Origin of the sequence: Streptomyces iconiensis (assembly GCF_028657195.3) — a bacterium.
GTDB lineage: Bacteria > Actinomycetota > Actinomycetes > Streptomycetales > Streptomycetaceae > Streptomyces > Streptomyces iconiensis.
Genome location: NZ_JANCPR020000019.1, coordinates 80708 through 105264, shown reverse-complemented (window position 1 = coordinate 105264; position 24557 = coordinate 80708). Strand labels below are relative to the sequence as shown.

At 69.4% G+C, this 24557-nt stretch carries 15 protein-coding genes and 2 pseudogenes; 9 read left to right on the top strand and 8 right to left on the bottom strand.

Translation table 11 applies throughout. The annotated features are described in order from the left end of the window. Positions 1–117 precede the first annotated feature (117 nt). On the top strand, positions 118–255 hold the full coding sequence (locus tag NMN56_RS20205; protein ID WP_274045873.1) for a hypothetical protein: 138 nt from the start codon (positions 118–120) through the stop codon (positions 253–255). 348 nt (positions 256–603) lie between these two features. Then, positions 604–1500 (top strand): MBL fold metallo-hydrolase, encoded by an 897-nt coding sequence (locus tag NMN56_RS20200; protein ID WP_274045874.1) that lies wholly within the window; start codon positions 604–606, stop codon positions 1498–1500. A gap of 125 nt (positions 1501–1625) precedes the next feature. Here NMN56_RS20200 and NMN56_RS20195 read toward each other — a convergent pair whose 3' ends face one another. Next, positions 1626–2060, bottom strand: coding sequence for a RidA family protein (locus NMN56_RS20195; protein ID WP_274045875.1), 435 nt, complete (start codon positions 2058–2060; stop codon positions 1626–1628). A gap of 19 nt (positions 2061–2079) precedes the next feature. Further along, positions 2080–3588: a monooxygenase gene (locus NMN56_RS20190; RefSeq protein WP_274045876.1), complete on the bottom strand. Its 1509-nt coding sequence runs from the start codon at positions 3586–3588 to the stop codon at positions 2080–2082. A gap of 65 nt (positions 3589–3653) precedes the next feature. Between NMN56_RS20190 and NMN56_RS20185 the strand changes: the two genes are divergently transcribed. Continuing rightward, complete coding sequence (locus NMN56_RS20185) at positions 3654–4316, top strand: TetR/AcrR family transcriptional regulator (RefSeq protein ID WP_274045877.1); 663 nt, start codon at positions 3654–3656, stop codon at positions 4314–4316. Between the two features lie 486 nt (positions 4317–4802). Here the strand turns inward: NMN56_RS20185 and NMN56_RS20180 are convergent, their stop codons facing one another. Next, complete coding sequence (locus NMN56_RS20180) at positions 4803–5234, bottom strand: MarR family winged helix-turn-helix transcriptional regulator (protein WP_274045878.1); 432 nt, start codon at positions 5232–5234, stop codon at positions 4803–4805. Between the two features lie 190 nt (positions 5235–5424). On the opposite strand from NMN56_RS20180, the gene NMN56_RS20175 reads away from it, so the two are divergent. The 3 genes from NMN56_RS20175 (at position 5425) to NMN56_RS20165 (ending at position 8906) form a co-directional block, all read left to right on the top strand. Continuing rightward, entirely contained in the window at positions 5425–6246 is an 822-nt protein-coding gene (locus tag NMN56_RS20175) for an SDR family NAD(P)-dependent oxidoreductase (protein ID WP_274045879.1), read from the top strand. 83 nt (positions 6247–6329) lie between these two features. Further along, positions 6330–7559, top strand: coding sequence for an NADH:flavin oxidoreductase/NADH oxidase family protein (locus NMN56_RS20170; RefSeq protein WP_280842875.1), 1230 nt, complete (start codon positions 6330–6332; stop codon positions 7557–7559). Positions 7560–8057: 498 nt separating this feature from the next. After that, positions 8058–8906: a helix-turn-helix transcriptional regulator gene (locus NMN56_RS20165; protein ID WP_274045881.1), complete on the top strand. Its 849-nt coding sequence runs from the start codon at positions 8058–8060 to the stop codon at positions 8904–8906. A gap of 66 nt (positions 8907–8972) precedes the next feature. Here NMN56_RS20165 and NMN56_RS20160 read toward each other — a convergent pair whose 3' ends face one another. Further along, on the bottom strand, positions 8973–16484 hold the full coding sequence (locus NMN56_RS20160) for a type I polyketide synthase (RefSeq protein ID WP_274045882.1): 7512 nt from the start codon (positions 16482–16484) through the stop codon (positions 8973–8975). Positions 16485–16770: 286 nt separating this feature from the next. Between NMN56_RS20160 and NMN56_RS20155 the strand changes: the two genes are divergently transcribed. Both NMN56_RS20155 and NMN56_RS20150 read left to right on the top strand, forming a co-directional pair. Continuing rightward, positions 16771–17904: an SDR family oxidoreductase gene (locus NMN56_RS20155; RefSeq protein WP_274045883.1), complete on the top strand. Its 1134-nt coding sequence runs from the start codon at positions 16771–16773 to the stop codon at positions 17902–17904. Positions 17905–18597: 693 nt separating this feature from the next. Further along, positions 18598–18975 carry a nuclear transport factor 2 family protein gene (locus tag NMN56_RS20150; protein WP_274045884.1) on the top strand — a complete coding sequence of 126 codons (378 nt, stop codon included), beginning with the start codon at positions 18598–18600 and terminating at the stop codon, positions 18973–18975. A gap of 90 nt (positions 18976–19065) precedes the next feature. Here the strand turns inward: NMN56_RS20150 and NMN56_RS20145 are convergent. From NMN56_RS20145 to NMN56_RS20135, 3 genes and pseudogenes are all read right to left on the bottom strand, one after another. Beyond that, positions 19066–19257 (bottom strand): annotated as a pseudogene (locus NMN56_RS20145) (IS630 family transposase); the annotation flags it as partial. Between the two features lie 148 nt (positions 19258–19405). Further along, positions 19406–19894: pseudogene (locus tag NMN56_RS20140) on the bottom strand (choice-of-anchor K domain-containing protein); the annotation flags it as partial. A gap of 82 nt (positions 19895–19976) precedes the next feature. Continuing rightward, positions 19977–21170 carry a Vps62-related protein gene (locus NMN56_RS20135; RefSeq protein ID WP_274045885.1) on the bottom strand — a complete coding sequence of 398 codons (1194 nt, stop codon included), beginning with the start codon at positions 21168–21170 and terminating at the stop codon, positions 19977–19979. Positions 21171–21558: 388 nt separating this feature from the next. Between NMN56_RS20135 and NMN56_RS20130 the strand changes: the two genes are divergently transcribed. After that, positions 21559–23565: an alkyl/aryl-sulfatase gene (locus NMN56_RS20130; RefSeq protein ID WP_274045886.1), complete on the top strand. Its 2007-nt coding sequence runs from the start codon at positions 21559–21561 to the stop codon at positions 23563–23565. 530 nt (positions 23566–24095) lie between these two features. Here NMN56_RS20130 and NMN56_RS20125 read toward each other — a convergent pair. Beyond that, positions 24096–24242, bottom strand: a complete 147-nt coding sequence (locus NMN56_RS20125) for a lasso RiPP family leader peptide-containing protein (RefSeq protein ID WP_274045887.1) — start codon at positions 24240–24242, stop codon at positions 24096–24098. Positions 24243–24557: the final 315 nt, after the last annotated feature.

Genomic DNA, 24557 nt, shown 5'->3' with positions numbered 1-24557 from the left:
GTGACCGTGGGCCTCGGCGGTGTCGCACGGACGGGGCGGATCAGCTGCCCGGTGGACGAGTGGCCGATTCCGGGCTGATGAGGGCTCCCGTTCTCCGGTGTGGCGCAGGACCCGCCGGTGAGCGGAGGGGTCGGCGCCGAACCAGCGGTGGCGGGCCCGGCTGAGGGCACTCTGCTCGGCTCCGCCTTCCTCGTCCTCGTCGCCCTCGTCGCCCTCGTCGCTCACCCGTCGGTCTCCCTGTTCGATGCCTCGTGAGGCCCCCGCACCTTTCTCGTAACGACTGTTGTGTTTAATTGGAGGGCGCCCTACCGTGCTCTCAACTCACCACCGCGGGACGGGCATGAGGGAGGAGGGTGATGGACGAGCCGGTGCGGGAAACGTTCCGGAACGACGGCGCCGTCCACTCGAAGGACTGCCTTGATGTGGAGGACTGCCTCGACGCGGCGCAGCCGGCCCAGTGCCGCGACGCCTTCGACCGGGCCGTCGCGAACCCCACCCGGATGCTTCGTCGACCAACGGTCGCCCCGCATCTGTCTTCAACTCTCCGGTACCGCACGCGATGTGAACCCCGGACCGTAAGTCCGATCGAAGGAAGCAGACATCATGGAAACGCACACCACCGGATACGCGGCGGTGGAGTACGGCGAGGTCAGCGTGCTGGTCGGCGCCAACAACGGGGCCTACCCGTACGGCAATTCGCTGCTCGTACGGGGCACGACCGAGTCGCTGGTCGTGGACCCCTCCCTGTCGCTCGTCGACGGTGCGCCGCCCGCCGACGCCGTCCTGGTCAGCCACGCGCACGAGGACCACATCGCCGGGCTCGGCAGCTACGACGTGCCGGTCCACGTCCATGAGGCCGACCTCGACGGGCTGCGCTCCTGCGAGGCACTGGTCGCCGGGTTCGGCCTGCCGCCGGAGGCGGCCGAGGCGGCCGACGCGGTGCTGCGGGATCAATTCCACGTACGCGGGCGGCCGGACGCGAAGGGACTTGCCGACGGTACCGTCTTCGACCTGGGCGGGCGCACGGTGACGGTCGTACACCTTCCCGGCCACACGGCGGGCCACAGCGGCTTCCTGATCGAGCCGGACGGCTTCCTGTTCGTCGCGGACATCGACTTGACCTCCTTCGGGCCGTACTACGGCGATACCGGCAGCGATCTCGCGGCCTTCGAGGCGTCGATGCGCCGCTGCCGGGAGATCGGCGCGCGCTGGTACGGCACGTCCCATCAGAAGGGCGTCATCGAGGGGGCGGCGGAGTTCCGACGGCGGCTCGACGCGTTCGCCGGCGTGGTGGAGAAACGGGACGCTGAGCTTCTGGCGTTCCTCGGCGAGCCGCGGACCGTCGAGGACATCGTCGAGCACCGGCTGGTGTACCGGCCCCACGTCGAGGGTCCGCAGGTGGGGCCGGTCGAGCGCAGGACGGCGGTCCAGCACTTGCACAGGCTGCTGGGTGCCGGGCTGGTCACCGAGGTGGAGCAGGACCGGTTCCGTACGGCGTAGATGAGTGCCCCGGCCTCGCTACCGTGGCCGAGTAAGCCCCGGTCCGCCGTGCAACCCGCGCGAACACCGCCCCCAACTCCGCGCGTTCAGCTGCTGCTGGGCGAGGCCGGTGGCTGGCACCGGGCTCATGAGTCCCCTGCTGCCGGGTCCGGTGCCGTGCGCGCCGCTCGCGGCGCCGCGACCACCTCGACCTCCAGCAGGTATTCCGGTGCGAAGAGGGCGGGCACAGCCACCAGTGTGCTCGCGGGGGCCAGGGTGACACCTTCTCGCAGTGGCCCGAAGATCGCGGGCAGCAGTGCGGGGCTGTAGTCCACGACGTAGAGGGTCTCCTTGACGATGTCGTCCCGGGTGGCGCCGACCGCCGCGAGGGCCGCCTCGATGTTGTGGACGATCTGCGCGGCCTGGGCCCCGTGGTCACCGGGCCCGACGGGCCGGCCTTCGGCGTCCCAGGCGACTTGGCCCGACAGGTGCACCAGCCGCTCTCTCTCGGTGGTGACGACCTGGCTGATCATCCCGGTCGGACTGTGCACGGCGGGGGGATTGACGCGTTGTACGGACATGACGGTGACCTTCCGGTACTCAGGAGGGCGTTCCGGCCCAGGTGGACAGCGCTTCGTGCCGCTCGGCACGGCGCGCGGCGATGTCGACGGTGCGTGTGGCCCAGGCGATGTGGCCGTCTGGGCGTACGAGGACCTCGCACACTCCGTCCAGGTCCGCGTGGTCGTCCCGCTTCGTAACGGCGACCGCGGTGACGCGTGACCCCCAGCCCGTGGTGACCGCCCCGGGCTCCGGGTCGCCGGCGAGATCGAGATGGACGAACCGACCCTCGGGCAGCAGCTCGTAGACCCGCGTCGCCTCCGACGCGGTGGCGGTCAGTCCGATGTCGGGCATCCGCCGCCCCACCAGCGGGTCGGCCCCGGGGCTCGCCGGCGGGTAGGCGGTGCCGAGCGCGGAGACCTGGGCGGCGAGCCTGCGGTTGACCTCTTCCATGCGCAGGAGTTCGTCGAAGAGTTCGCGGAGTGCCGCACCGGGCCGCTGGTACTGCGGGACCAGTGTCAGCTCCGCGAGCAGCGTCTGGACCTCGGTGTTCTCGGTGACCGCCCGGCCGACCGGGTTGCGCTCCTCGTCATAGCTGTCCAGCAGCCCGGGCGGTGACCAGCCGTTGACAGCCGCGGCCAGCTTCCAGCCGAGGTTCATGGCGTCCTGGATGCCTGTGTTCAGTCCCTGGCCTGCCGCGGGGAAGTGGATGTGGGCCGCGTCGCCCGCCAGCAGGAGCCGGCCGGAGCGGTAACTCTCCGCGAGACGGGTGGCGTTGCCGAAGCGAGAGAGCCAACGGGGCTCGGCGACACCGCAGTCGGAGCCGCAGATCCGGACCAGGGACGCGCGGAACTCCTCCAAGGTCACGGGCTCACGGGCCGGCACCCGCATCCGCTCAGGGTCCACGAAGACCAGCCTGGTCAGACCGTCCTCCAGCGGCGCGACCAGGACGCCACGGGCACGGGCAGCGTCGAGGACCGCAGGGTCCCCGTCGATCACGGCCACGTCGCCGAGCACGCCGGTGAAGGTCTCGTCGGTGCCCGGGAAGCCGATCCCGGCAGCCTCCCGCACCCGGCTGCGTCCGCCGTCGCATCCGACAGCGAACCGGGCGCTGTGGGTTCCGACGCCCCGGGGGCCCCGCACCTGAACCTCGACCCCGTCGCTGTCCTGGCTGAGAGCGACGACCTCGTGCCCGTACCGGATCTCCACGCCCAGCTCCCTGGCCCGCTCCTCAAGCAGCGCCTCGGTGCGGGCCTGGGCGAGGAAGAGCGTGTAGCCGTGCCGGGAGTCCAGCGCGGAGAAGTCCAGATGGGTGGGGAGCCGGGCGAAGTGCCAGCCGGGCACGGTCCGGCCGAGCGACAGGAACCGGTCGAGCAACCCGCGCTGATCCATCAGCTCCAGGCTGCGCGGATGCAGCGTGAGCGCCCGTGAATCCCGTTGCGGCTCGGCGCGGCGCTCCAGGATCCGGGTCCGCACACCAGCCAGCGCCAGCTCGCAGGCGAGCATCAGCCCGGTCGGCCCCGCACCCACGACTATCACGTCGACGTCCAATGGGGTGTCCTCCCTCTTATTTGTGAACAACGTTCACGTGAACGGGGTTCACTATAGTGAGGCCCATGAGTTCCCCGTCAAGCACGGGCCGAGGCCGGCCCCCGCGACTCGACCGTGCGCGCACCCTGCAGACAGCCCTCGACCTGCTGGACCGGTCAGGACTCGACGCACTGACCATGAGGCAGCTCGCCGAGGCGATGGAGGTGCGGGCCGGTGCGCTGTACCGCTATTTCGCGACCAAACAGGACCTGCTGACGGCGATGGCCGAGCGCATGATGGACGGCGTCGCGGATGCCGCCGCCGAACCGTGCGGCGGTGACTGGAGCGAGCGGCTGACGGCCCTGGCCCGCGCGATGCGCACGGCCCTGCTCGCCCGTCGTGATGGTGCACGGGTGTTCGCCGGTACGCACTCGACGGGGGAGAACATCCTGGGCTTCGCCGACACCGTGGTAGGCGTGATGCGTGCGGCGGGTTTTCCCGACGACGACGCGGCGCGTGCGCTTTACACCGTGGCCAACTTCACCGTGGGTCACACCCTGGAGGAGCAGGCCGCCCTCCAGCGGGGAGACGCCGGCCCGGCGGACCCGGGTGTCCTCGCCGATACGGTGGCGGCCGGGAAGTACCCCCACCTCCAGGCCGGCCTGCCCACGCTCACCAGCACGGACTTCACCCGGCTCTTCGAGTTCGGCCTTGACCTGCTCATCGAGGGGCTGAGGGCACGGCGCTGAGTCGCGGCGCCGAGCGGATGCCGACCCGGTCCGGGTCTGGCGTACGAGCCCGAGTGGGGCGGCTACCGCTGCCTCGTCTTCGCCCGGCCCGGCGCCGGGGTCCTCCAGACCAGGCGCGGCTCGGCCATGGGACGCGCCTTCCCCGAACTCGTGCGCGCCGCAGAAGACTTGGGCAGGCGGGAAGGTTTCTTGCGAGAGTCGTACGCCTCGTCCGCCCGGGCTCGCTCCGGCCTTTCGCGCGCCGCCCCGTACACCGGATCACCTCCAGTACGGGCACGACCAGTACGGGCGTGAACTGAGGGGTGCTGGTGCGCCCGGCAGACCGTGGAGTCGACGTTGACCTTCCAAGAGATCAGGCCATCCGTACCGACCCCGTTCAGGGTCCGCTTGACGATCCTCGTCCACGCGCGGTCCCGCCGGCGGCGACGGAAGCCAAGGGGGCGAAATCATGAACGGCGGCTGTCACGTCCTGAAGTCTGCCGACTCTCACGCCGGGCCTGCCGTCCGCTTGAGCGCCTTCCCCAGGAGACCCACCAGGTTGAGCAGGTCGTCGGTGTCCAGTTGAGCGAAGGGGCTCAGGGCCAGTGTTGCCTCGATCACCGCGGTCCGTACCCGTCGCCCGTCCTCCGTCAGCGCTACGACGCGTGAGCGGCGGTCGGTGGGGTCGGTGGAACGTTCGACGAATCCCCGACCGGTGAGCTGGTTCACGACGAAGCTGAGGTTGGGTGCGTTGCAGTACAGCCGGCTCGCCAATTCCTTCATCGAGGGCGGCGCCTCGGCCGGGTCGATCGCCCAGAGCGCGTGAGCGGTTGCGTGCGTCAGACCGTGTTCGGCCAGGACGGTCTCGATCCGGTCGCTGGTCTGCATGAAGATCTCGTGGTTCGCCACCACCGCCGTCTCAAGGGCGCTTCGCGTCATGGCCGCATCCTAACCTTTTACTTCGAGCTACGAAGTGTTATTTTCTTCGAACCTCGAAGTAAGTGGCCTGATTCCCGCTGTGGATGCGAGGCCGTCGCCGCAGCGGGAAGCTCCCCGCGTCCCGTCTTTCCCGAGGCCCGTCCGCTCCGACGCGGACCGGCCGCCCTGCCGAACAGGAAGGCACTCGCTCATGCACGACTACACCAACACCACCGCCGTGGTCACCGGCGCTTCGAAAGGGTTGGGCGCGGCCTACGCATGGGAACTCGCCTCCCGAGGCGCACACCTCGTCCTGGTCGCCCGCTCGGCCGACGCGCTCAACAGCCTTGCCGGGCAGATCCGGAAGGCGTATTCCGTCCGAGTCGATGTGGTCGTCGCGGACCTGTCGGACCGGCGGTCCCCGCAGACGGTGGTCGACGCCATCGGGAAACTCGGCCTGGACGTGGACCTCTTGGTCAACAACGCCGGGTCGGGGTCGGTAGGGCCCTTCCTCGGCCGTCCCCTCGAACCCAACCTTCAGTCCGTCGACGTGAACGTCACCGCGCTGGTCGGTCTGGTCCACCTCCTGGGCACCGGAATGATCGAACGTGGCCGCGGCGGCATCGTCAACGTCGCCTCCACCGCCGCCTTCCAGCCCATGCCGTACCAGGCCAGTTACGCCGCCACCAAAGCATTCGTGCTCTCGTTCACCGAGGCGCTCGCCGAGGAGGTCCGCCATACCGGCCTACGCGTGATGGCGGCCCACCCGGGGGCCACCGACACCGGATTCTTCGACAGCACGAGCGTGTCCATGGACCCGAAGGCCACGGACACCCCCGCCGGCGTCGCTGCCGCAACCCTCGACGACTTCGCACATGGCCGGTCCGTCTCCTTTCCCGGACGCGCCTCCAGCCGCGCCGGAACCTGGGCGTCGCGCCTGCTTCCCCGGGCCACGGTCGCCCGCATCACCGGCAACCTCAACCGCAAGGCCGGATTCGACGACGTAAGCGACCTCGACCCCGCCACCTCTTGACGCCCCAATCTGCGGCGCGAAGACGAACAACGGTATGGAAGGCCCGACTTGGGCCGCTCGGAGTCGACGTCATGGGAGAAGAGATGGCCACGCTGGATGAGCCGCTGCACCTGAACAACGGTGCTCCGCTGCCCAACAGGATCGCGAAGGCCGCGATGGAAGAGTTGCTCGCCGCGCCAGGCCAGCTGCCTGGTGACGCACTCTCCACGCTCTACCGCCGCTGGGCCGCGGGAGGTGCCGGGCTCCTGATCACCGGACACGTCATGATCGATGGCAGAGCGGTTGCCCAGCCGGGCGACGTCGTCCTGGAACAGGGCACGGCTCTGGAGCCCTTCCAGCGCTGGGCGACAGCCGGCAGATCGGCAGGCGGGCAGATCTGGATGCAGATCAACCACCCTGGGCGCGTCGTCCCCAAAGACCTCGCCGGCACCACTTGGGCCCCCTCCGCTGTGCCGCTCGACGCCGGCGGCCTCTCCGGCATGTATCCGACGCCCCAGCCGATGACAGCCCAGGAGATCGACGAGACGGTGGAACGCTTCGCCGTGACCGCACAACGGGCCCAGCGGGCCGGCTTCGACGGAGTCGAGATCCACGCCGCCCACGGCTACTTGCTCTCCCAGTTCCTCTCTCCACTGGTGAACCGGCGTGACGACCGCTGGGGCGGCAGCCTGAACAACCGCGCCCGCCTGCTGCTCGATGTCACGGGCGCGGTCCGTGAGCGAGTCGGCGCGGGCTTCGCGGTCGGAGTGAAACTGAACTCGGCGGATTTCCAGCGCGGCGGATTCGACACCGACGACGCACGTGACGTGATCAAGATGCTCGCCGACACGGGAGCTGACCTGGTCGAGCTGTCCGGCGGCAGCATCGAGAGCCTGGCCACGGCTGGCTTCCCCGCTGACGGCCGCACCCTTGCCCGCGAGGCGTACTTCCTCGAACTCGCCGAGCGGCTCGTCGCCACCTCGCCGCTGCCACTGTTGCTGACCGGAGGGATCCGTAGACGCGTGGTCGCCCAACAGGTGATCGACTCCGGAGTCGCCATGGTCGGCCTGGCCACGGCCCTGGCCATCGACCCCACTCTGCCGGGACAGTGGCTTGCCGGCGGCGACGCACAGGCCCGCCCGCCCCGCACCCGCTTCCGGAACAGAATGCTTGCAGCCGCAGCCGTGCAGGCTGCCACGTCGCGGCAGCTCGCCCGCCTGGCTACGGGCAAGCCGTCGAAGACGCCCCGCTCTCCGGCCGTCGCCCTCCTCCACGAACGGCTCGTCCGTGCCCGGCGCCGGCGCACCTACCTGAAGTGGCATACGGCCGCCTGACGCCGGACCGGACCCAATGATCGGCAGCACCGTGCCCGCGCCCGTCCGACAGACACTCTGCGGGGCGGCAGTTGGTATCCGTGCCGCTCTCCCACGTGTTCGTGTGCCTGGGCGAGGAGCGGCGAGCCAGGCAAGCGCACCCGGCGCACGGCATGTTGGCTACCGGCTTCGTTTCGACGGGCGGGTTCACACAGCGGCCGGGCCCTCGCGGATGCCACGCCCGGCTGGTCGACAGCCACGGGCCTCGGTAGGTAGGGGTGAGTGCGCGGGCAACCAGCAACACGGTGATGTGCGGGGCGGCGGTCGCCGGCAGCGAGAACGCGGTGAAGCCCGCCATCCCTGTGAGGAAGAGTCTGCGTCTCCCGTACAGATCTCCGAGCCGGCCACCGATGACCATCAGCCCATCCTGGCGACGGGCTCATCCTGTTACCAGGAGCCTGTTTATGCAGGTACTGACAGCACCTGGCTCACACCTCCCAGGTGGAAGAAGATGGAGACATGATGGACACCGCATCCCCTGTGATCAGCCGTGAGCTCGGCGACTTCTTGCGTACCCGACGTGAACGGCTGACTCCGGAGCAGGTGGGTCTTCCTTCCACCGGCCGGCGCCGGACGCCCGGCCTGCGGCGTGAAGAGGTCGCGGTGCTCGCTGGGGTCGGGGTCACTTGGTACACCTGGCTCGAACAGGGCCGGCCGATCAATGTCAGCATGCAGGTTCTGGTGGCGGTCGGCCGAGCGCTGCGGTTGGACGACACCGAGAGGCAGCATCTGCGGCGGCTTGCCGGGGTGCGGGTGTCACCGGCCGAGTCCGCCGTGAGCGACCCTTCTTTGCCTGCGGCGTTCCAGCCGGTTCTGGACAAACTCGATCCGTACCCCGCGTGCCTGCAGACTTCTTTGTTTGATGTGGTGGCCTATAACCGCGCTTACCGTTTCCTGTTTACCGACATGGACCTGATTCCGCTGGCGGAACGCAATTGCGCGGTGCGGTTTTTCACAGATCCTGACTGGCGTAGCCGTTATGTAGATGACGACATCGTCGCCACCAGGATGGTGGCGCAGATGCGTGCCGTCGTCGGCAGCGACATGGATACTCCGGCAGCCGCGACGACGGTCGGTGAACTACGGCAGCGGTCAGATGAATTCGCACGGTTGTGGAGTCGCCACGACGTCATGCTCCAGCGGTACGAAACCAAGCGCCTGGACAGTCCCCTCGTGGGCCTGCTGCACCTCAACTTCGTCTCGACCAGCGTCACGGGGACGGGACACCGGATGACGGTGATGACACCGGTGGACGAGACGACCTCACAACGGCTGACCCGTATGGCAGACCTCGCGCGGCAGCGGTAAACGCCCCCCGGTGAGGCAGAGCCGTCTTGTTGCCGGCCGTACCGGGCGGCAACAAGACGGTCGGTTTCATTGGGTCGCCGGTACCGGTTCGTCTTCAGCCGGCTCCGATCGCTCAGCGGGCGTGGCAGGCTCTTCTTCCTGGCTGGCCCGCGGGGCCGGGAGCGCTGGTGCCACGGTGCTGGGCGCCAGCGCCAGGCGAAGGTGGATCAGTTGGGCCAGGTCGGTGATGGACCCGGTGGTACTGCGCAGCAGCTCCATGGGCGGGATGTTGATGGCGTAGTCCTTCTGGAACTTCACCAGTAGCTCGGTGGCCATGAGCGAGTCCAGGCCGAACGAATCCAGCGGCCGGTGCAGGTCCACCTCGTCGACGTTCATCTGCATGATCTCGGCGATCCGTGAGGCGATGCTCTGCGCCAGGAGGTTCAGCGCCTCCTCTGCCGGCAGTTGGCGCAGCCGGCGCAGCAGTTCCTCGGCTTCGTCCCGCGTGTCGCTGCCGGTGGGTACCAGGCCGGCCATGCGCGGGCTGGTACCCAGCGCCAACGCCCGCAGCGCACCGTAATCCATGCGGGCAACGCTGGCCGCGGTGGCCCCGCTGTGCAAGAGCTTCTGGGCTTCGGCGAGTGCCTCGTCCGTGCTGGCGGTGTGCATTCCGACGCCGGCCAGGCTGGGGGCCAGGTGGTTGCGGGCCACGAAACCGGCATCGAGTGCTCCCCAGGCGATCGCCAGGCCGGGCAGGCCCGCGTCGCGGCGGTTGCGGGCCAGGGCCTCCAGATACAGGTTGCCGGCCACGTAGGGGGCCTGCTTGATGTTGCCCATCGTCGCGGAGCTGGAGGAGTACATCAGGAACAGGTCGCACTCCCGGTTCCGGGTGAGCTGGTCCAGGACCATCGCGCCGGCGATCTTCGGGCGCAGCACAGCGGCGATGCGGTCCCGGTCCAGGTCGCGCAGCAGTTCGTCGTCCAGGTGCATGGCGGCGTGGACGACGCCGCGCAGCGGGGGGCCCTGGGCTTCGATATGAGCCAGGAGGTCGGTCATGGCCGCGAGGTCGGCGGCGTCGGCTGCGTAGGCGGTCGCCTGCACGCCCTGGGCGGACAGGGCGGTGAGGATCGCGTCGGCCTCTGGCGCGTCGGGACCGCGGCGGCTGACGAGCGCGAGGTGTCGGGCCCCCTGGCTGGCGAGCCACTTGGCGGTCTCGGCTCCGAAGCCGCTGGTGCCGCCGGTGATGAGGTAGGTGCCGTCCGGGTCGAGGTGGTGGGGCCGGGCGCGGTGTTCAACAAGCGGTGGCTCGTCCAGGGGGTCGAAGGCGACAACGATCTTGCCGAGGTGGCGGGAGTGCTGCAGGAAGGTGAAGGCCTCGTCCACGCGGGCGGCGGGGAAGGTGCTGTGCGGAAGGGGGCTCAGTACATGCTGCATCGCGGGGTCGGTGAGCTCTGCGAAGAGCTCGGTGAGTTGGCGTTCGTCGGCGATGACCTTGGTGAGGTCGACGCCGAAGAAGGCGATGTTGTTGTTGAACGGCCTCAGCAGCAGCGGCTTGTTCTCGTAGAAGTCGCGTTTACCCAGTTCCAGGAAGCGACCGCCGGGGCGGAGCAGTTCGAGACTGCGGACCATGGCCTCGCCGGCCAGCGAATTGAGCACCACGTCGACGCCACGGCCGTTGGTGAGGGAGCGGACCTGGTCGGCGAAGTCCAGCGAACGGGAGTCCAGGACGTGCGTGATGCCCAGGGCACGCAGGTAGTTGCGCTTCAGTTCGCTGCCGGCGGTGGCGATGACCTCGGCGCCCTGGGCGACCGCGTAGCGCAGGGCTGCCAGCCCCACGCCGCCTGCCGCGCCGTGGATGAGCACGGTCTCGCCGGGCTGGAGACGGGCGAGGGTGCCCAGGCTGTAGACAACGGTGGCGTAGGCCACCGGCATGGTGACGGCCATGGTGAACGTGATGCTGTCCGGCAGCGGGAGGGCGGCCTCGGCCGGCGCCAGCGCGTAGGAGCCCAACGCGCCAGGGCACAGGCAGGAGATGCGGTCCCCCGGCCTGAGGTGGGTCACGCCCTCGCCGCAGGCGACGACCAGGCCCGCGCCTTCCAGCCCGTAGCCGTCGGGCACCGGAAGGTCCTCACCGGCCTCGGCGGGCAGCAGGCCGGTCACCCGCATCATGTCCCGGTAGTTCAGGGCGGCTGCCTTGACCTCGATGAGCACCTGGCCGGGGCCGGGCTCGGGCTGCTCGGTCTCCCGCCAGCACAATTCATAGGACAGGCCGGGGTTGCGGGCGTGGAGCATGTAGGGCAGGCCGCTGGTGGCCGGGCGCGCACGGGGGCGGTATTGCTCGCGAACGACGAAGCGGCCCTGTGCCGTCAGCACGATCTCGTCCTCGTCGCCGGGCGCGCACAACTCGCGGGTCATACGACAGGCGTCTTCGTCCAGGTCACCCACGCGGGCCAGGGACACTCGTCGGCACTGGATGCCGGGCTGTTCGTTGGTCAGGGAACGCGTCAGTGCCCAGATGGCCGCGTCGGCCGGCTGGGCGGCCTCCATGCCGGCTTCCACGGCGCCACTGGGGCGGGAGACGACCCAGAGTTCCGGGCGCTTGCTGCCGTGCTGCCTCTGATCCACAGCGACTGACCAAGTCCGCAGCATTTCCGCGCGCTGGACTGTCTGGTCCACCACCGCGTCGGGGTCGTCTGTGGCCAGCTCCCCCAGGAGCAACACCACGGCGGGCGGGGCGTCGTCGGGACCGAGGACAGCTTCCCACTCGTGTTGCGCAGTGGGCGCGAGGACGGCCTGTGCACCGTGTCCACCGGATTCCATGAGGAGGTCCGTCACCGCCGTTGCCAGTGGCAGCTCCGTGGTGGTCTCCGCGGCGACGACGAAGGCGGCGTCCGTACGGTCGCCGACCCCCGGTGCCGTCTCGTGCGGCAGCGTGGCGGGCAGGGTGGCCAGGAGGATGGAGCCGTCCTTGGCCCCGGGTTCGTCGGCATCGTCGCCGGTCTGCTCGACGTGCGCGAAGCCGCAGGACGTCAGCAGGCCGGGCCACTCCGCGTGCGGCAGCAGCAGGGAGCGGGGCCGCAGCGTGGCGTCGGTGTTGGCGTAGAAGCTGTCGAGTCCGCCGAAAATCGGCGCCAGTACCTCTGGGGTGTGAGTTTCGAAGGTGAGCAGGGCGCCGCCGGGTGCCAGAAGGCTGGTGAGGTGTCCGACGGCGCGGGTGAGGTCTTTGGCGGTGTGCAGCGCGTTGCCCGCCACGATCAGGTCGAAAGCCCGGAGGGAAAAGTCCTGTTCGGCCGGCGGCGTGTCCAGGTCGAACGTGCGGTAGTCGACGAAGTCGTGGGCGCCGAACCGGGTACGGGCCCGGGCGAAGAAAAAGGAGGAAAGGTCGGTGAAGCAGTAGCGGGTTCGCTCCGGCGGGAGAACCGGCAGCAACTGGGCGGTGAGACCTCCCGTACCGCCCCCGACTTCCAGGACACGCAGCGGCCGGCCCTCGGGCCAGCTCTGGACGATCTCCTTGAGCAGGATGCGGGTCAGACGGTTGTAGAAATGACAGAACGGGTCAATGTCGTAGAACACTTCGAGAGTTCTGGCTGACGAGTCATGTGTCAGCAGCTCCATCGGGTCGTGATCTCCGCGAAGGACGTCGGGAAGATGCGCGAGCTGCTGGAGGCTCAGCGCCTGAAGGGCGATGAACTGAGGCGCCTCGGCGAGCAATGCCTCCAAGGACTCCTCAGACGGCGAACCGGTCAGAAGATAACGGTCATCTGCCTCCTTGCGCAGCAGCCCGTATTGCTCCACCAGCGGCTGAAGCATCTTGAAAAAACGAAGCTGGCGACCATCGAGTCCGTACTCGACGAGGTCTTCCTCGGTGAAGGGCGCCCGCGGATCGGGTAGCAGCGACCGGACCGCTGCGATGAATTTATGCGCGAACACTTTAAGGAGACGTGCCCGGCCCTTGCTGTAGTCCAGTTCCCGCCAGGCCGCGCGGGTCTCGGCGATCCGGGGCGCACACGCGGTGAGCACCTCGCTGGGCAGAGGCACAGGGGAAGCCGAGGAACAGGCGTCACTGTCGCGCGGTGCGGCGCGCAGCACCGTGTGAGTAGTTGCCAGGGGCGTTGTGGGGACGCCGGCGAAGCGGCGCAGACGGCAGCCGTCGAGCTGCACACAGACGGTGCCGTCAGGGGACGCGACGGTGATGTCCCAGCAGATCTCGTACTCGGTGCGTGAGCGTTCTCGTACGGCGATGACGCCGGACTCAGCAGGTGTGCCCCACACCCGGACGGCGCCGATGGCCGCGGGCAAGTAGGCCCGGTCCTGGGCCATGAGACCGGCCAGGAGCGGGGCGCAGGACTGCAGGGCGCCGTCGAGCAACGACGGGTGCGCGGTGTAGGGCGCGCCGGGCGCCGGGTGGCTGTAGTGGGCGAGGGCTTCCCGCTCGCCGGTGTGCAGGTCGGTGAGGACCTGGAAGGCGGGGCCATAGCCGAGGCCGGCATCTGCGCAGGCGGTGTAGTGGTCCTCTGCCCGTACCCGGCGGGTGCACCGCTGGCGCAGTGCGGCCACGTCGATGGGTTGCGGGCGGGGGGTGAGCAGCTTGCGCACGCGGGCGCGGGCGTGGGTGCGGGGTTCGCCGCTGTGCCCGTCGGCGCTGGAGATCCGCAGAAGGCCGTTGTCGGGGTCGAGCGCGATCTGCATTTTGACGGCGGATGCGTCGGCCCAGTTCACCACCAGTGCGGCGGCGATGTCGAGATGCTCGACCTCCACCGGTGCCTCCCAGGCCAGGCGGCCGGCGGCCAGCGCCATCTCCACGTACCCGGTCGCGGGCATGACGACGCTGCCGGCGACTCGGTGGTCGGTCAGCCAGGGCACCCGAGCCGGCTCCACCGCCGTTGTCCACAGCGGGGAGGGCGCGGGGGCCCGGTTGCCGAGCAGCGGGTGCTCCGCCGGGGGGCAGTCGGCCTGTTCCCTGGGCACGGCCCAGTGGCGCTCGTGCTGCCAGGGGTAGGCGGGCAGATCGGTCACCCGGCCGGGGCGGGGGAAGTAGCGGGACCAGTCGGTGTGGGCGCCCACGGCCAGCAGGGCTGCCAGCGCGGAGGCCATCGCAGCGGTGCCGTCGGTCTCGCGGCGCAGAGTTCCCAGGACCGCGACCGGCGTCCGCTGGCGTGCCTCGGTGATGCGCCGCAGGTAGGTGCGCAGCACGGGGTCGGGGCCGATTTCCAGCAGGATGTCCGCGCCGTCGTTCAGCGCCGCGTCCACGGCCTTGTCGAAGGCGACGGGCTCGCGCATGTTGTGCCACCAATGCTCACCGGCCAGGCTGGTGCCGGTGATCCGGGTGCCGGTGACCGTGGAGCACAAGGGAATGTCCGCCGGGTGTGGTTGAAGGTCTTTCAGCGCGGCGGTCAGTGGCTGCCGCTGCGAGTCCATCGCCCGGCTGTGGAAGGCATAGTCCAAGCCCAGGTCGCGGAAGAAGACGTCTTCTTCGGTCAGCTGCTCGCCGAGGGCCGCGAGCGCGTCGGCGTCCCCGGCCACCGTCACGTCCCGGGCGCTGTTGACGCCCGCGACCTCCAACTTCCCGTCGTAGACCTTGAGTACCTCCGCGACATGGTCGGGCGCCAGCCCGACGGCCGCCATCCGGCCTGCGCCCGCGGTGGCCGCCTGGGCCTGGCTGCGCTGCGTGATCACCTCGGCCGCCTGCGCCAAGGTGAGGGCGCCGGCGGTGAAGGCGGCGGTCACCTCGCCGACGCTGTGCCCGAGCACGACGGCCGGCTCGACGCCCTGGCCGCGCAGCATCTCGGTGAGGCCGACCTGAACGGCGAACAGCAACGGCTGCGCCACCTCGGTTGCCTCAAGCCGCCACTGCTCGGGCGGCGAGGCCAGGTACTCGGCGACCGACCACCCCAACCGCGGCGTCAGTTCGGCATCCACGGCCGTCACCGCTTGTCGGAAGACGGCGTCCTCAGCCAGCAGGTCCGTTCCCATGCCGGCCCACTGCGACCCGTTGCCGGAGTAGACGAAGGCCACCCGCCCGGCGTGCACCGCCTGGGCCGTCCCGTCCGTACCCGATTCGGCGAGCGCGTCGAACTGCTCGGCAGCCTCCGGCGCCGATGCGGCCAGGACCGCGGCACGGTGCTCCTGAAGGCCCCGGCGCCGGCAGGAGGTGTAGGCGATGTCGTAGAAGTCCTCCGGACCGGCACTCCGCAGGTGTACGGCCATGCGTGCCGCCGCCTGCGCCAGGGCTGCCTTCGTTCGCGCGCTGACCAGAACCGGCAGGCCCTCCGGCGGCACCGCGCTCGCCTCGTATGGCTCGGGCTGCACGGGCGGCGCTGCGGTGAGGATGGTGTGCGCGTTCGCGCCGCCGAAGCCGAACGAATTGATGCCCACCACGGGACGCGATGCGTCCGCAAGGGCCCGGTTCCGGGTGACCAGGTCGATGCCGAGGCCGGTGAAGTCGATGGCCCGGCTGGGCTGCTGTGCGTGCAGGGATGCCGGGATCGTGTTGTGCCGCAGAACGAGCAGTGCCTTGCACAGGCCGGCCATGCCGGAGGCGGGCTCCAGATGTCCCACATTGGTCTTGACCGAGCCGATCGGCAGCGGACCGGTGATCCGCCGCATGCCCAGGGCCTGGCCGATGGCCCGTGCCTCCAGCGGATCCCCCACGGCGGTGCCCGTGCCGTGCGCCTCCAGGTACACCAACTCGTTGGGATGCACGTCCGCTTGTGCGTAGACGCGGCGCAGCAGGTCCTCCTGGGCCTCGGCGCTGGGCAGGGCCAGGCCCATGGTCTTGCCGTCGCAGTTGCTGGCGCTGCCCAGGATCACCCCGTGGATCCGGTCGCCGTCGGCCAGCGCGTCGGTCAGGCGCTTCAGCACCACCATGCCGCCCCCCTCGGCGCGAACGAACCCATCGGCATCGGCGGAGAATGAGGCGCACCTGCCGCTCGGAGAGAGCATCGACGCCTGGCAGAAACCGACGTAGTGAATGGGGCTGAGCAAGACATTCGCGCCGCCGCACAGTGCCGCCTTGCTGGTGCCCTCCCACAGCGTGTGACACGCCCGGTCCAGGGCAACCAGGGACGAGGAGCAGGCGGTGTCCACCGCCATGCTCGGACCATGCAGATCAAAGGTGTGCGAAAGCCGGTTGGCTGCGATCGAGGAGGCCCCGCCCGACATCGTGTAGGGGTTCATGGTGCGCGGTTCGAGGGCCGTGAGTCCGGCGTAACTGGCGTCGGAGATACCGATGTAGACGGCGGCGTCGGTGCCGGCCAGCTTCTCCGGAGCGATGGCTGCGTCATCCAGGGCCTCCGCCGTCAGCTCCAGCAGCAGCCGGTGCTGCGGGTCCATGTGCGCAGCCTCTTTGGGGGAGATGCCGAAGTAGGCAGCGTCGAAACCAGCGATGTCATCCAGGAAGCCGCCCGCCGCTGTGTAGGTCTTGCCCGGGCGCGGCATCTCCGTGTTCACGAACCGGTCGACGTCGAACCGGTCCGGAGGCATCTCGGTGACCAGGTCGCGGCCCTCCTCCAGGGCGCTCCACAGCTCGTTCATTCCGGTCGTGCCGCCGGGCAGACGGCAGGACACCCCCACGACGGCGATCGCACGCTCATCGGACACGGCCGGTTCCTGGTACATGTGTGCAGCCTTCCGGGAGATGACGAGACGGGTATTCAAACCGCCACGGACAGTAACATTACGGAGGTGCGTACCCGGCGAATCCCTTGCGGTGAAGGAGAATCGGGTTGCGTTTCACTCGTTCCGGTAGCAGCGAGAAGACTGCTCACCTGCTCTCTTCTGAGTGACGCGAACGCACGGAGACGGGCTACGCGGTCTGATTGCCTTTACCGGAGGCGTACGGTCAGCCCCTCACCCGCTGTAGTCGCACCTCTGCTGTGGAGGCGTCTTGTCCATCCTCGTCACCGGGGCCACCGGCTTCGTCGGCTGCCGTCTGCTTCGTGAACTGCTCGCCCGTCCCAGCGATGAGCCCGTGACCGTCCTCGGCCGCGGTAGCGAGGAAAGCCTGCGCACCCGTACCGAGGCCGCCGTCACCTGGCTCGACGCCCCGCCCCTGCCGGCCGGCGCTCTCACGCGGCTGCGCTACGTCAGCGGCGACATCACCGAACCCGGCCTCGGGCTGAGTGCCGACGCCCACGCGCGGGCCACCGACGCACTCACCCAGATCTGGCACAGCGCGGCTCTGCTCAGCCTGGACGGCGATCCTGTGCCCGTGTACCGGGCCAACGTGCTCGGCACTCGCCACCTTCTGGAACTCGCCGATCACGCCCCGGACGCCCAGTTGGTGCACATCAGCACCATCGCCGTAGCGGGCCGCCGGCTCACCGGCCATGTGCAGGAAGACGATCTGTACGAGGACGCCGGTTTCCAAGTCCCTTATGAGGAGGCCAAGTACACCGCCGAGACCATGGTGCACGCCTGGGCCCGCGGCACTCGACGTCCGGTGGCCATCATGCGGCCGGGCATCCTCGTCACCGACCGCCCAGTACCCCCCGGCCTGCCCAGTCAGCCACTGGACCACCTGGTGCGCGCGGTGGACGCGGGAGCTCGCGCGCTGTCCATGCGGGACAAGGGCCAGACATTGCTGCGCGCCCTCAAACGGGGTCGCGGAGACACCCTGCGCCTTCGAGCGGCCATTGATCCAGGTGGCACGCTGAACCTTCTCCAGGCCGACTACGCAGCCCAAGCCATGGTCCGCGCCGCCGAGTTCCTTCGCGGCACGCCATCACTACGGACGTTGCACGTCACCCATCCGCAGAACACCGCGACGGCAACGGCGGCCGGCGCACTGGAGCGCCGCTTCCCCGGCGCAGCCCTGGTTCCGGTGCCGGAACTGACCGACCCCACCCCGGCCGAGGCTCTCATCGCCGGACAGACACGACTCCTCGGCTACTTCGCGCAGCGCCGCACCTACGACCGGGCGCATCTGCTGGAAGCCATCGGTGACCTGCCCGACCCCAAGCCCATCGACGAGGACTACCTCGTCCGCGCCCTCCAGGACCCCCGGGCCGAATCGCAGTGACGCTCAGAGCCGTGACGCCGCGCAGATCCCCCCCACTCGGCGCTCCTCGCCGCGGGCTCGACACGTTCCCGGCCCGGGCCCACCGCGCGGTGCGCTTCGAATGTGACGAGCGTGACCGAAACCTCCCGGGCTGAGGGCAGAATGATCGGATGGGGTCTCCGAAGCCAAGGAGTCTGATGGCTCGTTTCGTTGATGCCTATTGGCGCTTCGAAAAACGCAGCCGTCCGCCCACCAGAAGTCAGAGATTCTCTGCGAGGCATCCTGCCCTCATGGCGACCTGCGTGGGAGCGGTCATGTTTGCGTTCTGGCTTCCCGCAGCGCTGAGCGCGGGGAACGGAGCCACCTACAGCGTTCTGGTAGCTCTCATAGGAAGGGGTCCTCATGGGCGCGGTCATGGGTGGCACCTGTCTCTGGGAGAGAAGCGCCAGCAGAAGCTGTTCCCAGATCCCTGACAGCCATCTGGCCATACGCCGGGGACGTGCGGCAACGGCGTCCCCGGCGTTCCGCACCACCGTGACGCCCCCAGTCTTCGAACGGAGCGAAAATGCTCGCGGTCGGTCTCCTGCCACGACCTGAGCAACTGGGGCGCGACGAAGTCCCGTTGGCGGGTAGTGCTGTGGCCGGAATGGTTCACCGTGATCGGAAGGCGGCTCACGGGACGAGCGCACGCGAAACGGCTGGTATTACTGGGGTATGCAGGAAGAGAGTGCACGCTCCGCGATCGACATGTTCATCTCCGCGTTCAACGCCTCGGACGACATCTACGTGACTGCTCTGCTCTCCCAGGCGCTGACCTCAGACGTGGTCTTCTGGGGGCCGTTGGGTCGCAGCGAAGGGATCGCGGCGGTCGAGCGGTTCGTGCTGGACATCCGGCGCCACCCTGCGGGGACCGGCACGATGGTGCGCTGCTCGGCGGTGGACATGCCTGACGAGTGGGCCCGGTACCAGTGGGTCTTCACCACGCCGGATGGAGGTCCCCGCCTGGCGGGAACGGACGTCGTCCATCTGCGGCGGAGCCTCATCGACCAGGTCATCGTCTTTGCGGGGGAGATCGAACCGTCCGCCTCCTGAGTCATCCTTCTGTCGCTGTCCTTCTTCTGAACTTGCCTCCTTCGGCGCTCGGGGACTGCGGTTCGCGGTTGGTCAGGCTGCGGTGTTGAGTCAGGCTGCGGTGTTGAGGGGGCGTCCGCCCCAGCGGATGCCCTTCTCGCGGCGGACACGGGCGCGTTCCTTGCGTTGGGCGGTGAGTACGTCGGGGTGGCGGGCGTCGGTATTGCGCCAGCGCAGGTAGCGGTGCAGTGCCTGGGTTTGCGCGGGGTGGCTGCGGTGGTGGGAGTTGGCCAGGGTGAACGTTGAGGACCCAGCCGTTGAGCCCGAGGCCGGTCGCGCAGTGGTTGACGATCTCGGCGTACTCCTCGTCGGGGGTGCCCGCGTAGTGGACATCGCGGATGGCCAGGTGCACGCCGTCCCTGCGGACGAACATGGCGTGCAGCTCGACGGTGGTGCTCGACTTCTCCGGGCCCCGCAGCACGTCCGTGGGCGGTTCGTCGCGGTCGGTCGGGAAGCCGCACAGCACCACGGTGTAGGGGACGCCGTCGATCGAGATGCTCTGCTCGGGCGGACTGGTCATGAAGGTCAGGGAGTCCGGTACGTCGCGCTGCTGGTCCCCCATATCGGCGTGAGAGGCGACGTAGGTGAACTCCGCCTCGGGGCTGCCCTCGACGGCGACGCGGACGGTCAGCATCAGCCAGAAGCTGAAGATGTAGACCCCGGGGTCGCGTATGTAGTTGTCGTACGTGAGTGTGCCCAGCGTGAATTCGTGGCCGTCCAGCCGGGCGTCGGTCGTACCGCCGGTGAAGGTGTACCCGGTCTCGCGGTTCTGCTCGTCAGCGGTTCCCCAGCGGACCTGGTTCGTCCCCTCGCCGCGGAGGTCCTCGGGTGGCATGGGGCTGGCACGCTTCCACGTGCCGGCTGTGGTGACAGTGGCCATCAGCGGTTCCTTTCCGAAGCGGCCATCAGCGATTCCTTTCCGAAGTGGGCACCATGGCTCGGTCCATGGCTCGGTCCATGGCTCAGTCCGGGTACTGGTCCGTGTGGAAGCTGTCACCGTCGAAGGCCAGCGCCTGGCCCACCACGCTTCCGTCGCCGCGCACGGTACGCAGGGAGTACGCGCCCACCCACATGGCGGCGGCATGACCGGCGGGCGTGATCATCTTGCGGGTGACAGTGCGCTGTTCGAAGTGGGACACCGAAGTGGATGTCGCGTAGCCCAGCTCCGTGCTGACGGTGGCGGAGACCTGGGATCCGGCCCCTGCGAGCTGGACGCCGGATTCCACCGTGACCGAGACGCCGGTGGTGACCTGGAACGATTCGCTGGTGGACTTCTCCACCCCCACGGTGACCGCGTCCTCCAGCCACTGGTCGACGGACGTGGCGTTGTTGGCGAACATCAGCAGCTTCCACGCCACCTGGCGCTCGATGGTGTAGAAGGGCGAGTTGGCGACCTTCCAGGCCACCGACCGGCCGGTGTCGACGACGGCCGTCATCGGTACCCGCACCGCGTGATCGGTGACCGGGGCGGTCGCCGATGCGGGCCGGGAGCGGCCGGTCAACTGCGGCGGCGCGGGCAGCGTTCCAGGTCGCTCCGAGGGCAACGGCAGCCGCAGCACCCGCATCTGCTCCTCGAAGGCGGGCTGCTCGTACTGCGCGACCGTGACGAACCCGCCGGGCGCGATCATCGCCTTGGTCGGCCCCTCCGTGGCGTCCACGTACGAGGGCGGGGCGGTGATGCGCCACATGCTGGCCCGGTGCCGTCCGCCGGTGTCGGCCACGTTCCAGATCAGCCCCCCGGCCGGGCCGGGCGCGGTCAGGTCCTCGCGTACGCACACCGCGTCGGTGAGCGCGGGCTTGTAGTGGCTGTCGGCGCACACGTCCCCGAGCGCGACATAGCCGCTCGGTGGGACGGGGCGCCACGTACTGCCGTTCAAGCGCGCCCCGGAGCCCTTGTCGTCGTACCGCCACTCGTAGTCGACCGGGTCGGCGAGCGCCTGTGGCCTGCCCTCGGCCTGCCGTACGCACACGGCGACACCGACGCCGTTGGGGTCGCCGTAGTCGGGCCGGCCGAGGGTACCCAGCGCCCGGAACCCGGCGGGCGGAACCGGCTGCCAGAACCCGGTGTTCAACCTGCCGCCGCTGTTGCGGTCGTTCCATCGCGCGGTGAAACCGGTGGTGAACGCGACCTCTAAGTCGCCCAGAACCACACCCATCGCTGCCCCTTTCCTACGTCGGATTCCTTGCGGAGCTTCGCAACGGCGCGGGGTATCGACAAGGCCGGAAACAAGACCGGGGCGGCGGCCCCAACCCGTTCGCGGACCGGCCGGAAGTCCCCCTCGGCACCGTCGGCGACCGCACCGCGCGCCGACAGGACTCCCCCTGCTCCCACGGGTCCGGGACCGCGGGGACGGAACAGGACACCTGTCCGGCTGACCGGTTCCCCGTCTGGTTGCCCCAGGCACGCACTGGGAGGATCCGTGCTGTCGGGCCGCCCACGCCACGGGAGCACGCCATCCCCGTCGCCGGGTGGGCCGTTGAGTCGCGCGCGAGCCGAATCCGCTCCGGAGGCTCGGCCTCCGGCCGACAGAGGGGAAGCGACCGATGCACGGTTCCACCGACAGGACACCCCAGCCCGCCACCACCCTGACCAGGGACCTGAACGCCGCGGTCCCCGTTCCCCCGTGGGACGAGGACGCCGAGAGGGCCCTCGCCGCACAGTGGCAGCTCGAAGAGCTGCCCGCGGACTTCACCATCGGCCGGGAAGACGGCAAGCTCCCCGCGTGGAGCCTGAGCGCCTACACGTTCCTGAACGAGGAGGCGGCGCCCGACACCGTCAACCCCAGCCTGTGGCGCAACGCGAGGCTGAACATGTACACCGGCCTCTTCGAGGTCGTCCCCAACGCCGTCTACCAGGTGCGGGGGATGGACCTGTCCAACATCTCCTTCCTGGAGGACCCCACAGGGGAGTCCCCGGAGATCGTGGTGGTGGACCCCCTGATCAGCGCCGAGTGCGCCGCGGCAGCCCTCAAGCTCTACCGGCAGCACCGAGGCCAGGAGCGCGCCATCCGCGCGGTGCTCTTCACCCACTCCCACCTCGACCACTACGGCGGCGTGCTGGGCCTGTTCGAGAACGGCGAGCTGCCCGAGGGCGTGGACGTCATCGCCCCGGAAGGCTTCCTGGAGCACTCGGTGAGCGAGAACGTCTACGCGGGCAACGCCATGCAGCGTCGCGCGATGTTCATGTACGGGCCGCTCCTCGAACGGTCAGCGCAGGGCCAGGTCGACGCCGGGCTGGGCAAGAGCATGTCCGCCGGATCGTCCGGACTGCTGCCCCCGACGTTCGAGGTCACCCCGCACAGGGCGAAGAAGGGCCACCCCCACGCGTTCGGGCCCGTGAACATGGAGTTCCAGCTCACCCCGGGCACCGAGGCCCCGGCCGAGATGAACTTCTACCTGCCCGACGTGCGCACCCTGTGCATGGCCGAGAACGCCACCCCCACCCTGCACAACCTCTACAGCCTGCGCGGGGCCCAGGTTCGCGACGCCAAGGCGTGGTCGGAGTACCTCACCCAGTCCATCGAGTGGTACGCCGACCGCTCGGACACCCTGTTCGCCAGCCACTTCTGGCCCCGCTGGAAGACCGAGGACAAGCCTGACGCCATCGTCTCGTTCCTGACCAGCCAGGCCGACCTCTACCGTTTCCTGCACGACCAGTCACTGCGGCTGGCCAACCAGGGCCGGACCATGACGGAGATCGCCGAGGACCTCGACACCCACGTGCCGGAGTCCCTGGCCGGACAGTGGTTCAACCGCGGCTACTACGGCACCGTCAACCACGACATCAAGGCCGTCTACCAGCGCTACCTGGGCTGGTACGACGGCAACGCCGCCCACCTGCACACCCTGCCCCCGGAGGCGGCGGGGCTCCGGTACGTCGAGGCGATGGGCGGCGCCGCCACCGTTGTCGCGCTCGCCCGCCAGACGTACGAGAACGCCAAGAACGCCGACGACTACCGGTGGGCCGCCGAACTCCTCAGCCACGCCGTCTTCGCCGACCCCACCGACCAGGACGCCCGCCACCTGGAGGCCGACGTCCTCGAACAGCTCGGCTACCAGGCCGAGAGCGGCCCCTGGCGCAACTTCTACCTCGCCGCCGCACACGAGCTGCGCACCCGGTCCGCCGACGGCGCCCCGCCCAACCTGCCCTCGCCGCAGATCATCACCCCGCCCGTGCTGGCCGCCATGCCGCTGGAGATGCTCTTCGACTACGTCGGCATCCGCCTCAACGGCCCCGCCGCCGCGAGCCACCCGCTCTCCTTCGGCCTCACGGTCACCGGAGGGCTCCCGGACGACCCGTCCGAGTGCACGGTGCGGCTCCGCAACGGCGTCCTCGTCCACACTCCGCGGGCCGCCGACCAGGACACGGCCGACGCCATGTACGAGATCACTCGCACCGGCCTCAACGAGTTCGCCATCGGCGCCAAGACCCCGGGCGAGCTGTACAGCGAGGGCGCTCTCACCATCCCCACCGGCACCATCGAACCCTTCAACCGCCTCAACTCCCTCCTGGAGACCTTCAGTTACTGGTTCGGCCTCACGACGCCCTGACCGCAACCACGAAGCACCAGAGAGGAAGCCCCGTCCGCCGCCCTGCCGCGGCCCCCGGGGACCGTGGACGCCACGCAGGGTTGGCGTGCGTGGTCGGTGTGAGCGGGCTGCGTACATTGCCACCGCCTCGCCCTCGACCGTGCACCGGCAGCCAGCCCCGTGGAAGGCCGCCGGCATCAAGCCCTGAGCGACGTACGCGAGATGCCGTCTGCCGGCCTTCCGGTTGTGCCGGTGGTGAGCCGGCCTTGGCCGATCCAGAAGGAGGTGGCTGAACCCAGAGCGTCCAGGCGCCGGTGGAAGGTAACGGCGGCCCGGGGATTCCACCGCTCACCGAACCATGAGGTGAGCCGTTCGACGGCGGCCTCGGTGCCGAGTTCGGCGACGGGGAACGGGGTGCCGGGCGGGGCGAGGCGGTCGGGGCGGTCGGGGCGCGCTGGGGGAGCGGTAAGCGCGCTGGGTGTTGCGCGAAACGTGCCCCCGGTAGGGCACAAGACCGGCGGGGCGGCAAACACCGCCCCGCCGACCGCCCCTTAACCTTCGGGGCCCTTGAACATGTAGACGAACGGCGCGTGCCCGCCATCGAAGGTCCAGCCGGCGAGGTCGCCCTGCGTGACCTCGGAGAAGTCCCCCGCATCCGTCACCGTCGGCACCTCGTACACCTCACGTGAGTCCTCCACAGCAATCACCTCCCCTCCGGCCGAAATTCAAAAAGACAGCGGCACCACCCGGCCGAACGCGGCCCCGCCACACCCACAGTTCGGCAGGCACCTCACCACGCACCAGACATGAACACTTAAACAACCCATACGAATGGACCAGGGACAGTCGAACGAGTTCCACAGCAGATCCTGCGCACCAACGGGCCGGAGGAGCAGGCCACTTGAGCAATGCGAGAACACAGTTCGACCCGCACGTGGATCAAGGGCCCCGATGGGTACCACGTGATCGCCAGGTGCCCATGCGGCAGCGCGCACGACTGGAGATGGCCGCGT

Excerpts from the sequence above, each read along its gene's own strand:
- NMN56_RS20200 (WP_274045874.1), top strand. The coding sequence starts at position 604 with ATGGAAACGCACACCACCGGATACGCGGCGGTGGAGTACGGCGAGGTC.
- NMN56_RS20170 (WP_280842875.1), top strand. The coding sequence starts at position 6,330 with ATGGCCACGCTGGATGAGCCGCTGCACCTGAACAACGGTGCTCCGCTG.
- NMN56_RS20165 (WP_274045881.1), top strand. The coding sequence starts at position 8,058 with ATGATGGACACCGCATCCCCTGTGATCAGCCGTGAGCTCGGCGACTTC.
- NMN56_RS20150 (WP_274045884.1), top strand. The coding sequence starts at position 18,598 with ATGCAGGAAGAGAGTGCACGCTCCGCGATCGACATGTTCATCTCCGCG.
- NMN56_RS20180 (WP_274045878.1), bottom strand. The coding sequence starts at position 5,234 with ATGACGCGAAGCGCCCTTGAGACGGCGGTGGTGGCGAACCACGAGATC.
- NMN56_RS20130 (WP_274045886.1), top strand. The coding sequence starts at position 21,559 with ATGCACGGTTCCACCGACAGGACACCCCAGCCCGCCACCACCCTGACC.
- NMN56_RS20185 (WP_274045877.1), top strand. The coding sequence starts at position 3,654 with ATGAGTTCCCCGTCAAGCACGGGCCGAGGCCGGCCCCCGCGACTCGAC.
- NMN56_RS20135 (WP_274045885.1), bottom strand. The coding sequence starts at position 21,170 with ATGGGTGTGGTTCTGGGCGACTTAGAGGTCGCGTTCACCACCGGTTTC.
- NMN56_RS20175 (WP_274045879.1), top strand. The coding sequence starts at position 5,425 with ATGCACGACTACACCAACACCACCGCCGTGGTCACCGGCGCTTCGAAA.
- NMN56_RS20195 (WP_274045875.1), bottom strand. The coding sequence starts at position 2,060 with ATGTCCGTACAACGCGTCAATCCCCCCGCCGTGCACAGTCCGACCGGG.